Raw genomic sequence first — 11,642 nt, forward strand, 5'->3', positions numbered from 1 at the left:
ACGACTCACGTAAAGCACGTAAAACCCGCACATCGTAGTGACCGCCAAGCCGCGTGGTGTTCGATTGGGGAATGACGAGCGAGACCAGCGACTTGAGCGACTTCCACACCACCCTGCACTCCCTGCGCGTCTGGGACGGCCCGCTGCCCTCCTTCGACACGGCCACCGCACCGGCCGAGCCGCTCGAGCTGTTCCGGGAGTGGTTCACGCACGCCGCCAAGGCGGGACAGCCCGAGCCGCACACGATGAGCCTGGCGACAGTGGACGCGGACGGGCGCCCGGACGTACGCACGGTCATGCTGCACGACGCCGACGAGCGCGGCCTGCACTTCGCCTCGCACTCCACCAGCACGAAGGGTCGGCAGCTGGCCGGGCAGCCGGCGGCGGCGCTGGGCTTCTACTGGCCGGCGGTGGCCCGCCAGATCCGTTTCCGGGGCCGGGTCACGGCGTGCGATGCGGTGGAGAGCCGCGCCGACCTGGCGGCCCGCACGCGCGGGGCGCTGGCCGCGGCGCTGACGGGGCGCCAGAGCGAGGTGCTGGACTCCCGGGAGGAGCTGGCCGCCGCCGCGGCGGTGTCCTGGGAACGGGCCGGCGCGGAGCCGGACGCCCCGGCGCCCACGTGGACCCGGTACGTCCTCTCCCCCACGGAGATCGAGTTCTTCCAGGGAGACGCATCCCGCCTCCACACCCGGCTCCACTACACCCGCACCCCGACCACCCCCTGGACCCACCACCTCCTGTGGCCCTGACCCGACCAACCCAGCCGTCCGACGCGTGCGGGTCCTTTCAACCGTCCGGCGTTTGAGGCGCGGGGTCTGGGGCGGAGCCCCAAGGGGCCCGGGCGGAGCCCGGCACCCGCCTCCTCAGCCCGTCCGGCGCTTGAGGACCGGGGTCCGGGCAGCGCCCGGGGAACGGTGGAAGGGCGGATAGGGGACAGCCCCGCAGGGCCGAGCCACCCGCAGCCGGTCAGGCGGCCACGCGCGGAGCGAAGACCGCCACCCAGATGCCCTCCGCCGCCTCCCGGAAGGTCACCGCCAACTCCATGCCCACCCGCAGCTCCAACTCCGGCAGCCCCGGCCCCGACTCCCGCCCCGCCCCACCCACGACCTCGGTCATCATCCGCGGCCCCTCCGCAAGATCCACCACCGCCGCCACGTACGGCACCCGCTCCCCGAAGGGCGGCAGATCGTTCCGGTGGATCACCGACCAGGTGTACAGCGTGGCCCGCCCGCTCGCCGTTTCCCACGTGACCCGGTCCTCCCCCGCCCAGCAGGCCGGGCAGAACTCCCGCGGGTAGTGGTGCGCCTTGCCGCACTCCCCGCAGCGCCGCAGCAACAGCCGCCCCTCCGCGGCCGCGTCCCAGTAGGGCCGCGTGAAGTCGTCGATCTCCGGCAGGTCGAACCGCGCAGCCGTACCGGCTCCAGTACTCACGACACCACTCCTCCGGGGCGGACCCATCTGACGTACCGTCAGTTCACCGGATCCCACCCCATCCCACAAGCCCCCGCCCACAGCGCCCGCCCCCACCACCACCGCCCCCCACCACTCCCCGTAATCGATCCGCAACCGATTCCCTCCTCGTCCGAGACCCACCGCCCCCGTACGGCGATACGCTCACACCTCATGCCCGGAGTCCCCGCAGCACCCGACCTGTCCACCCAGCCCCGCCCGGTCTACGTGATCGGCGCCGGCCCCGGCGGCCTCGCCGTCGCCGCCGCGCTGCGCGCCCGCGGGATCCGCGCGGTGGTGGTGGAGAAGTCGGAGTCGGTCGGCGCTTCCTGGCGGCGGCACTACGACCGCCTCCACCTGCACACCACGCGCCGCCTCTCCGCCCTCCCGGGCCTGGCCATGCCGCGCCGCTTCGGACGCTGGGTGGCGCGCGAGAACGTGGTGCGCTACCTGGAGAAGTACGCCGAGTTCCACGAGCTGGAGATCGCCACCGGCATCGAGGTGACCCGCATCGAGCCCGTCACGGACTCCCGGCCCGACGGCCTCGACGGCCCCGACGGCCTCGACGACCCCACCAGCCCCACCAGCCCCGCCGCCCCCGGCTGGACCCTGCACGCCACCGGCGGCCGCGTCATGGCGGCCCGGGCGGTCGTGGTCGCGACGGGCTTCAACCACACCCCCTTCGTCCCCGACTGGCCCGGCCGGGACACCTTCCCGGGCCCCTTCGCCCACGCCGCCGAGTACCGCAACCCCGCCCCCTACGCCGGCCTGGACGTCCTGGTCGTCGGCGTCGGCAACACGGGCGCCGAGATAGCCGTCGACCTCGCCGAAGGCGGCGCCGCCCGGGTCCGGCTCGCGGTGCGCACCGCCCCGCACATCCTGCGCCGCTCCACCGCCGGCTGGCCCTCCCAGCGGACCGGCATCCTGGTCCGGCGCCTCCCGGTCCGGCTCGTCGACCGGCTCGGCGCGATCGTCGGCAAGGCCTCGGTCCCGGACCTGTCCGCGTACGGACTCCCGCGCCCCACCACCGGCCTGTACAGCAGGGTCAAGCAGGGGGCGATCCCGATCCAGGACGTCGGCCTGATCGACGCGGTCCGCACGGGCCGGGTGGAGCCCGTGGCCGCCGTCGACTCCCTCGACGGAGCCGAGGTGGTCCTCGCGGACGGCTCGCGGATCACCCCGGACGCCGTGATCGCGGCCACCGGCTACCGCCGCGCTCTGGAGGGTCTGGTCGGCGGGCTCGACGTACTGGACGACCGCGGCCGCCCCCGTACGCACGGCGCGGAGACCCCGCCCGACGCCCCGGGGCTCTATTTCACCGGTTTCACCAACCCCATCAGCGGGAACCTCCGCGAACTGGCCCTGGACGCCGAGAAGATCGCCAAGGGCATCGCCCGCACGGTCGGCGCGTAGCCGGCCTCCACCCACCGATCCCCCCACAGCATCGGGCCCGTTGTCAGTGGCCTGGTGCAGCATCGGCAGTACGTCGGACCCGCCGGGCCGTCGGCGGAACAGGGGGATCACCATGTCGATCACGAACCAGCAGGTGTCGGCCCGCTCCTTCCTGGAGCAGCTCTACGGGGACGCGTACTACCCCGATCACGTCCTCGACAAGGGCCGGGGCATCCTGCTCCGGCTGTGCGCGCGCATCGAGGCCGAGCGACCCTCGGACCTGGCCGGGCTGTACGTGCTGACGGGCGCGGCGACCGAGGAGTTCAACCTACTGGAAGCGGAGTTCGAGGCGGCGGGGAGCGAGATCGAGACCGTGGCGCGCGAGGAGATAGCCGAGGACTTCGCTTTCGTGGCCTCCGCGTACGGATTCTCGGACGCGGACATCGAGGAGCTCATCGCCCCCCGGGAGTGGTGAGCGCCCGGGGAACGGCGGGGCCACGGCCCGCCGGAGCGGCCGCCCCGCACGGCCGTCCCGGCCCTCTGACCTCGGCCGAATACTGGTCTGGACCGGACCCCCGCGATCTGAGACCGTTCCCTGGACGGCCCCGCGAACCGTCCCGCACACCCTCCCGGGAGCCGGTCCGGGACGTGCCCGGGAGTCGTCCGCGACCGCTCCACACAGCACCTCCACCAGCTTTCCTGTGCATCCCTGTTCCTGACGGCACGTCAGTTCAGTAATCTGACTACGCGTCAGTTATTGAGATTCGTCGAGGTTCATCGAGCAGGAGCGGGCGGAACGATGCTTGGATCTACTCACGGCACCCTCACCACCGACTTCCGCGCACGTGTCGAGGCCTGCGGGGAGACCCCCAGGACGGCCGTCCACTCCACAGCGGCTCCGTCCGCCGAGGACACGGTCGCGCTGGACGTCAGCGGTCGGCCCCTGCACGCCGACGCTCCCGACCTGGACCGGTTCTTCCGGCCCGAGTCCGTGGCGGTCATCGGCGCCTCGGACGCCGACGGCAGACCCAACACCGGCATCACCCGCCAGCTCATCGCCTGGGCGGAACGCGTCGGTGCCCGGCTGCACCCCGTGCACCCCACCCGGGCCACGGTCTTCGGGCTGCCCTGCCACGCCTCCGTGGCCGACCTGCCCGAACAGGTGGACCTCGCCGTCCTCCTCGTGGCCGACCCGCTCCCGGTCGTGGAGCAACTGGCCGAAGCCAAGGTGAAGTTCGCCGTCGCCTTCGCCTCCGGCTTCGCCGAGACCGGCGACGAGGGCGCCGCCGCACAGGCCCGCCTGGGCGCCGCCGTACGGCGCTCGGGCCTGCGCCTGCTGGGCCCCAACACGAACCTCAACGCCTTCGAGAAGTTCCGCGAGGACCTCGACGGCCCGGCCATCGCCCTCATCACCCAGTCCGGCCACCAGGGCCGCCCGGTCTACACCCTCCAGGAGCTGGGCATCCGCCTCTCCCACTGGGCGCCCACCGGCAACGAGGCCGACCTCGAAACCTCCGACTTCATCTCCTACTTCGCCGAGCAGCCCGAGGTCGGGGCCATCGCCTGCTACGTGGAGGGCCTCAAGGACGGCCGGCAGTTCCTCCTCGCCGCCGACCGGGCCGCCCGCAACGGCGTCCCCGTCGTCGCCGTCAAGGTCGGCCGCACCGAGACCGGCGCCCGCATGGCCGCCTCGCACACCGGGAAGCTGACCGGCGCGGACACCGTCGTGGACGCCGCCATGCGGCAGTTCGGCGTCATCCGGGTCGACGGCCTCGACGAACTCCAGGACACCGCCGCACTGCTGGCCCGGGCGCGCAAGCCACTGGCCGACGGGGTGGTCGTGTACTCCATCTCCGGCGGGACCGGCGCCCACTTCTCCGACCTGGCGACCGAGGCGGGGCTGAGTCTGCCCACCCTCTCCCAGGCCAAGCAGGACGAGCTGCACCAGTGGATCCCGGAGTACCTGGGCGTCTCCAACCCCGTGGACAACGGCGGCCACCCGGTCGGCGACTGGCGCGGCCGCAAGATCATCGACGCGATCCTCGCGGACCCGTCCGTGGGCGTCCTGATCTGCCCGATCACAGGCCCCTTCCCTCCCATGAGCGACAAACTGGCGCAGGACCTGGTGGACGCGGCCGAACAGACCGACAAACTCATCTGCGTGATCTGGGGCTCCCCCGTCGGCACGGAGGAGGCCTACCGCACCACGCTCCTCGGCTCCTCCCGGGTCGCCACCTTCCGCACCTTCGGCAACTGCATCACCGCCGTCCGCGCCTACCTCGGCCACCACCGCTTCACCGCCGCCTACCGCTCCCCCTTCGAGGACGCCCCGCGCACCACCTCACCCTCCTTCCGCAAGGCCCAGGCCCTCATGCGTCCGGGCCAGCAGCTCAGCGAGCACGCGGCGAAGCAGCTCCTGCGCGCCTACGGGATACGGGTGCCCCGGGAACAGCTGGTGACCAGCGCCGCAGCGGCCGTACGAGCCGCTGGACTGGTCGGCTACCCGGTCGTCATGAAGGCCTCGGGCCCCCAGCTCGCCCACAAGACCGAACTGGGCCTGGTCAAGATCGGCCTGACCTCGGCGAGCCAGATCCGGGACGCCTACCGCGAGTTGACGGACATCGCACGCTACGAGAACGTCCCGCTGGACGGGATCCTCGTCTGCCAGATGGTGGAACGCGGAGTCGAGATGGTCGTCGGCGTCACCCAGGACGAGCTCTTCGGCCCCACGGTGACGGTGGGCCTGGGCGGGGTCCTGGTGGAGGTCCTGCACGACGTGGCCGTACGGGTCCCCCCCTTCGGCGAGGACCAGGCGCGGGCGATGCTCGGGGAACTGCGCGGACACGCCCTCCTGGAGGGGGTACGGGGGGCGCCCCCTGCCGACGTCGACGCGCTGGTGGAGGTCATCCTCCGGGTCCAGCGGATGGCGATGGAACTGGGCGACGAACTGTCGGAGCTGGACATCAACCCCTTGATGGTCCTCCCCCGAGGCCAGGGCGCCGTCGCCCTGGACGCCCTCGCCATCTGCCGCTGACCTCCGGTGACCCAGCCGTCCTCGCTCCGCGCCGATCCGGGCGCGCCGCCACCGTCCCCGGGGCCCGCGCCCAGTCCCCCCGCTGCGCGGGGCGGAGTTCCCCTACCCGCCCTTCCACCGTTCCCCGGGCGCTGCCCGGACCCCGAAAGGCCCTGGGGCTCCGCCCCAGACCCCGGTCCTCAAACGCCGGACGGCTGAAAGGTCAAACCCCGGCGGGGCTGAAATGCCCGCCGACGGGGCTGGAGGCGGCCCGGGTCGGGGACGGGGACGGGGTGGGGTGTCGGCCGGGACGTAAAGCGTGATTTGTGGCGCGAGAACACCCCGCACCCTGTCCACGTAGGGCACGGGGCGCCTAAATCATGCAGTCCAGGCCGACACCCCACCCCGGCCCCGGCACCGACCCACCCTCCGCAGCCGGCGCACGACCACGTCCACGTACACACAGACCCCGACCACAACCCAGCCCCGCCGGCGCTTGAGGCGCAGGGGCCCGGGGACCGGTCCCCGGCAACGGCGCCGCACCCACCCACGAACAGGAGTTCCACCATGACCGGCACCCCGGAGGACGAAGTCCTCCACCGCTTCGAGAGCGGCGTCTCCTGGATCACCCTCAACCGCCCGGAGGCCATGAACGCGGTCACCTGGGACCAGCGCGAGCGCGTCATCGGGCTGCTCGCCGAAGCCTCCGCCGACCCCGACGTGCGGGCCGTCGTCATCACCGCCACCGGCAAGGGCTTCTGCGCGGGCGCCGACCTGCGCGGGGCTCCGGCCGCACCGGCGGAGCGGGTCGTCGGCGACGTGGCCCGCATGATCCGGCTCGGCGCGCAGCGCCTGATCACGGCCGTGCTCGACTGCGAGAAGCCGGTCATCGCCGCCGTGAACGGCACCGCCGCCGGCATCGGCGCCCACCTCGCGCTCGCCTGCGACCTGGTCATCGCCGCCGAACCGGCCCGTTTCATCGAGGTGTTCGTCCGCCGCGGCCTGGTCCCCGACGGCGGTGGCGCGTACCTCCTCCCCCGCCTCGTCGGACCGCAGAAGGCGAAGGAGTTGATGTTCTTCGGGGACGCCGTCCCGGCGGCCGAAGCCGAGCGGCTCGGGCTGGTGAACAAGGTGGTCCCCGTCGAGGCGCTGGAGGAGACCGCCCGGGAGTGGGCGGAGCGCCTAGCGCAGGGCCCCACCCGCGCCCTGGCCCTGACGAAGCAGCTGGTCAACGCCTCCCTGGACGGTGACCGTGCGACGGCGCTCGCCGCCGAGGCCACCGCCCAGGAGCTGAACATGACCACGGCCGACGCGAACGAGGGGGTCGCCGGCTTCGTGGAGCGCCGCACCCCGAAGTACCTCGGCCGGTAGCCGCGCATCCGCACCTCCATCCGCGGGCCCGCGCACCCGCGCACCCGCGCACCCGCGCCCCCGCACCTACATCCGCGGGTCCGGCGTGAGCAGCGCGAACACCGCTCCCGTCGGGTCCGCCGTCCACGCCATCCGCCCCACCTCCGGGACGTCGGCGGCGGGCATCAGCACCGAGCCCCCGCCGCCCCGGATCGCGGCCACGGTCGCGTCCACATCGGCGACGTTGAAGTACGGCACCCAGCGGGGTACTTCGTCACCCGCGCCGTCGCCCTGGGGTGCGACCCCGCCGAAGGAGCCGTCCTCCTGGTCCCCGTCGGCGATGCTCAGGACCCGGTACGTCATCCCGGGGGCTTCCATTTCGGCGGAGCGCCACCCGAAGAGGCCGGCGTAGAACTCGATGGCCGCGACCGGGTCGGGTACGTGCAGTTCCGCCCAGATGAGGGTGTTCACCTCGGAAGCCCGCCCCAGCCCGGCCGTCTTCCCCGGCTGCCAGCACGCGAATTCCGCGCCCTGCGGATCGGTGAACTGCGCCAGCCAGCCCTCCCCCATCACGTCCCCGGGCTCCATGCGCACCACTCCGCCGCCCGCCTTGACGGCCGCCGTCGTCTCCTGGATGTCGGGGGTGTTGAAGTGCAGCATCCACGCCGGGGTGGCGCCCTCCTCGGTGAGCGGTCCGAGGGCGGCGACGGTCTTGCCGTCGACCTGGAAGAAGCCGTAGCCGCCCGCCTCCGGGCCGAGGGAGACGTACTCCCACCCGAAGACGCCGGTGTAGAACGAGACGGCCCCGTCGGTGTCGGGGCTCCCGAGGTCGAGCCAGTTGGGCGATCCCTTGCGGAATTCGGTGCCGAGCATGAGGGTCCTCCTGTGCGTGCGCCGCTGCTGCGGCGGGGGCCTGTCTCCGGTCCCCCGCCACGATGCCGAGCCCGTACGGGGCCCGCGCCCCAGGGGACTCCGCACGGCGGCGGAATCACCCGTACGGCCGCGCCGAGCCCTCGCCCGTGTCCGTATCTGTGGGATGTGTGGCCCGATGGCCATGGCGGGAGGCGGTGCGGGCCCCGAAGACTGGAGTCGACCCGCAGGGACCCCAGGAGAGGGAGCAGACCATGACGACGACCGGCGACGCACTCGCGCACACGATCCGGGTACCGGACTCACGGCTGGCGAAGGAGGCGACCGAGCTCGTCCGGGACGGCCTGAGCGAGCTGCTCTACGACCACTCCCGCCGCGTGTACTTCTTCGGCAGCCTCCAGGGCCGCCGCCTCGGCATCGAGGCGGACCCCGAACTGCTCTACGTGGCTTCGATGTTCCACGACCTCGGCCTCACCGAGCCCTTCCGTGCCAGTGGCCGCCGCTTCGAGGTGGACGGTGCCGACGAGGCCCGCCGGTTCCTGCGGAGCCACGGGGTCCCCGAGGACGCGGTGCGCCGGGTGTGGACGGCGATCGCCCTGCACACCACCCCGGGCATCCCGGAGCACATGGAGCCCGAGGTGGCGCTGGTGACCGCGGGCGTGGAGTACGACGTGCTCGGCATCGGCTATCACGACCTCGCCGAGGCGGACCGCGCGGCGGTCGTCGCCCTGCACCCGCGCCCGCGGTTCAAGGAGCGCATCCTGCGCGCCTTCGCCGACGGCGTGGCACCCAAGCCCGGCACCACCTTCGGCAACATCAAGGCCGACGTGCTCGCGCACCACGTGCCCGGTTTCGAGCGCGGGGACTTCGTCCGCGTGGTCCTGGACTCCCCGTGGGACGAGTAGCCGCCCACCCCGTCGTCATCGTCGCCTTCGACGGCGTGCAGCTGCTCGATGTCACGGGTCCCGCCGAGGTGTTCGGTACCGCCAATGTCCACGGCGCCCGCTACGAGGTCCGGATCGTCTCCCCGGACGGGGCCGACGTGCGCACCTCCTCGGGCGTACGCATCGGCGCGGACGGTGGCCCGGACGACCTGCCGGCCCGGCCCGGGACGCTCGTCGTCCCCGGCCGGAGCGACTGGCGGCGGGCCGTCTCCGATCCGGCCCTGACGGGTCTGGTCGCCGAGCTCGTGCGCCGCTCGCGCCGGGTGACCTCGGTGTGCGCCGGGGCCTTCGTGCTGGCGCAGACCGGGGTGCTCGACGGGCGGCGGGCGGTCACGCACTGGCGGCTCGCGGCGCAGCTCGCGGCGGCGTACCCGCTGGTGCGGGTGGAGGCGGATCCGCTGTTCGTCCAGGACGGGCACGTCGTCACCTCAGCCGGGGTGACCTCGGGCATCGACCTCGCGCTCGCCCTGGTCGAGGAGGACCACGGGGCCGCGATCGCCCGGGAGGTCGCGCGCGAGCTGGTCGTCTTCATGGCCAGGCCCGGCGGCCAGTCCCAGTACAGCGCCCGCCTGACCCCGCGCGAGGCCGGACATCCGGTCCTGCGCACGGTCATGGACGCCATCGGGGCCGATCCCCGGCTCGCGCTCGACGAGGCCGCCCGGGACGCCGGGGTCAGCGGCCGCCACCTCGCCCGGCTCTTCCGCTCGGAGACCGGGATGACGCCGGGGCAGTACCTGGAATCCGTCCGCCTCGAAGCCGCCCGGGCCCTCCTGGACTCCGGCGACGACCCGGTGGACACGGTGGCCGCGCAGTCGGGCTTCGGTTCCGCCGAGACCATGCGGCGCGTGTTCCAGCAGACCCTGGACCTCGCCCCGACCGCCTACCGCGCCCGCTTCCGCAGTACGCGCACGTCCCCGCCGTCCGGGTCGCCGATCAGCACGAACAGCTGAGGCGCCTCCTCCGTGCCCACCACTTGCCAGTACAGCGCGGCCTCGTCGCACTCCGCGACGGACAGGACCACACCCGGCCCGTAGCCGCCGGCCGAACCGGCGGCGTGCTCCCAGGTCCCGCGCCCGGAACAGCGGCCCGCTTCGCCGAATCCGTCGTCCACCGGCAGGCCCTCGGCCGTCGCCGCGCCCTGCGCGTCGAGTTCCAGGTCGACGCCGCCGCCGGTCCACACGCCGACGTAGTCAGCGCGCTCCAGGACCGGCGGCTGGTACGGGGGCATGAGGAAGCCCGCGACGAGAGCGGCGGGTACCGCGATCAGGGTCGCCGCCAGCGTCCACAGCCGCATCCGGAGCTTCGTCCGCTGCCGCATCCGCGCGTACACCGCGACCCCGACGGGGAGCACCCCGGCGGCGGCCATCCAGCCCCAGGTGGCGACGTACGAGGTGCGGACCAGCAGGGCCACCGGGGCCGCGTACAGGCCTGCGAGCAGGACCAGTACCGGCGGGGCCCACCGGTGCGCGGGGATCCGGGTGCGCACGCCCACGACGTGCGAGAGCTCCATCACGGGGGTGGTGAAGAGCGTGCCGTGCACCCAGCCCGCCGCGAAGGACAGCGGCGGAAGGAAGACGCAGGCGAAGGCCACCTCGAGGAACAGGCCGATGGCGAACGTGCCGTAGCCCACGCCGTACGCGTCGCCCTCGCACGGGGAGACCCACCAGAACACCGTCGCGACCAGGAATTGTGCACCGGCGACGGCTTCCGCACCGGGCGCGATGCCACTCCAGGAGCGCTTGCTCCGGGGCCCGACGAACACGTGGTTCGACACGGCGGACCCCCACATCCACATCGGTTGAACGCGTTCAATTGATGTGGACCCTACACTCCTCTTCCTATCTGACGAACCGTCAGCTTCAATCGGAGATGTGATGGGACACGCAGGGATGGCGGCCACCGTCGTCCGATACCTCAGATCAGTCGGATCCCTCCCCTCCGCCGCCGCGGAGCCCGGGGCCGAGCCCGTCGAAGCACTGCCCCGCCCCGATCTGCGGGCCGTCGGCGAACACGAGCGCGCGCCCGTCAGCCCCGCCGAATTCCGCGCCGTACTGGGGAACTTCGCCAGCGGGGTCACGATCATCACCTCGCCGCCCGGCGAGGGCGAGGACGGTCCGGCCGGCTTCGCCTGCCAGTCCTTCGCCTCGCTCTCCCTCGACCCGCCGCTGGTCACCTTCATGGTGGCCCGTACGTCGACCACCTGGCCCCGCATCGCGCGCACCGGGGTGTTCTGCGTGAACATCCTCGGCGCCGAACAGGGCGATCTGTGCCGTGCCTTCGCGGTCAGCGGCGCCGACAAGTTCGCCGGCGTCGCCCACACCCCGGCCCCCGCCACGGGCTCGCCGCAGCTCGACGCGGTGCCCGCCTGGATCGACTGCCGGATCCACGCCGTGCACACCGGCGGGGACCACCTCATCGTCGTGGGCAGGGTCGAGGCCATGGGCGCGGCCGGCGAGGGCGAGCCCCTCCTCTTCCACAAGGGCCGCTTCGGCCGCTTCACCGACTGACCCGGGGCGGTGGCCGCCCCACCGCGAGAGGGGCCCCGGCCGTCGGCCGGGGCCCCGCTCGCGGCCGCGCCCCCCCTGTAAGAACCAGTGAGATATACACAACAGAAGCAGCCCACC

At 73.1% G+C, this 11,642-nt stretch carries 11 protein-coding genes; 8 read left to right on the forward strand and 3 right to left on the reverse strand.

What is annotated here, in order from left to right:
* Window positions 1–71: 71 nt before the first annotated feature.
* Complete coding sequence (locus tag ACFVX6_RS17025; protein WP_389692147.1) at window positions 72–749, forward strand: pyridoxal 5'-phosphate synthase; 678 nt, start codon at window positions 72–74, stop codon at window positions 747–749.
* A 217-nt stretch (window positions 750–966) separates the two neighbouring features.
* On the opposite strand, the gene ACFVX6_RS17030 is transcribed toward ACFVX6_RS17025, so the two are convergent.
* Window positions 967–1,431, reverse strand: a complete 465-nt coding sequence (locus tag ACFVX6_RS17030) for a Zn-ribbon domain-containing OB-fold protein (RefSeq protein ID WP_389692149.1) — start codon at window positions 1,429–1,431, stop codon at window positions 967–969.
* A gap of 192 nt (window positions 1,432–1,623) precedes the next feature.
* Between ACFVX6_RS17030 and ACFVX6_RS17035 the strand changes: the two genes are divergently transcribed.
* From ACFVX6_RS17035 to ACFVX6_RS17050, 4 genes are all read left to right on the forward strand, one after another.
* Window positions 1,624–2,862, forward strand: coding sequence for a flavin-containing monooxygenase (locus ACFVX6_RS17035; RefSeq protein WP_389692151.1), 1,239 nt, complete (start codon window positions 1,624–1,626; stop codon window positions 2,860–2,862).
* A gap of 112 nt (window positions 2,863–2,974) precedes the next feature.
* Window positions 2,975–3,316, forward strand: coding sequence for a DUF5713 family protein (locus ACFVX6_RS17040; RefSeq protein ID WP_389692153.1), 342 nt, complete (start codon window positions 2,975–2,977; stop codon window positions 3,314–3,316).
* Window positions 3,317–3,640: 324 nt separating this feature from the next.
* Window positions 3,641–5,875 (forward strand): acetate--CoA ligase family protein, encoded by a 2,235-nt coding sequence (locus ACFVX6_RS17045; RefSeq protein ID WP_389692155.1) that lies wholly within the window; start codon window positions 3,641–3,643, stop codon window positions 5,873–5,875.
* A gap of 546 nt (window positions 5,876–6,421) precedes the next feature.
* Window positions 6,422–7,225: an enoyl-CoA hydratase/isomerase family protein gene (locus ACFVX6_RS17050; protein ID WP_389692157.1), complete on the forward strand. Its 804-nt coding sequence runs from the start codon at window positions 6,422–6,424 to the stop codon at window positions 7,223–7,225.
* Between the two features lie 66 nt (window positions 7,226–7,291).
* Here the strand turns inward: ACFVX6_RS17050 and ACFVX6_RS17055 are convergent, their stop codons facing one another.
* Window positions 7,292–8,077, reverse strand: coding sequence for a VOC family protein (locus tag ACFVX6_RS17055; RefSeq protein WP_389692159.1), 786 nt, complete (start codon window positions 8,075–8,077; stop codon window positions 7,292–7,294).
* A 251-nt stretch (window positions 8,078–8,328) separates the two neighbouring features.
* Between ACFVX6_RS17055 and ACFVX6_RS17060 the strand changes: the two genes are divergently transcribed.
* Both ACFVX6_RS17060 and ACFVX6_RS17065 read left to right on the forward strand, forming a co-directional pair.
* A complete protein-coding gene (locus tag ACFVX6_RS17060) occupies window positions 8,329–8,979 on the forward strand; it encodes an HD domain-containing protein (protein WP_389692161.1) in 651 nt (216 codons plus the stop codon).
* Window positions 8,967–9,968 (forward strand): GlxA family transcriptional regulator, encoded by a 1,002-nt coding sequence (locus tag ACFVX6_RS17065; RefSeq protein WP_389692163.1) that lies wholly within the window; start codon window positions 8,967–8,969, stop codon window positions 9,966–9,968. Before ACFVX6_RS17060 ends, ACFVX6_RS17065 begins: the two co-directional genes overlap by 13 nt.
* On the opposite strand, the gene ACFVX6_RS17070 is transcribed toward ACFVX6_RS17065, so the two are convergent.
* On the reverse strand, window positions 9,899–10,792 hold the full coding sequence (locus tag ACFVX6_RS17070; RefSeq protein ID WP_389692165.1) for a hypothetical protein: 894 nt from the start codon (window positions 10,790–10,792) through the stop codon (window positions 9,899–9,901). The two genes, ACFVX6_RS17065 and ACFVX6_RS17070, sit on opposite strands and share 70 nt — an antisense overlap.
* A gap of 115 nt (window positions 10,793–10,907) precedes the next feature.
* Between ACFVX6_RS17070 and ACFVX6_RS17075 the strand changes: the two genes are divergently transcribed.
* The gene (locus ACFVX6_RS17075; RefSeq protein ID WP_389692175.1) at window positions 10,908–11,525 is read left to right on the forward strand and encodes a flavin reductase family protein; all 618 of its coding nucleotides are present in this window, start codon (window positions 10,908–10,910) and stop codon (window positions 11,523–11,525) included.
* Window positions 11,526–11,642 lie beyond the last annotated feature (117 nt).

The sequence above is a fragment of the Streptomyces sp. NPDC058289 genome (assembly GCF_042880975.1).
Taxonomy (GTDB): Bacteria; Actinomycetota; Actinomycetes; order Streptomycetales; family Streptomycetaceae; genus Streptomyces; species Streptomyces stoeckheimensis.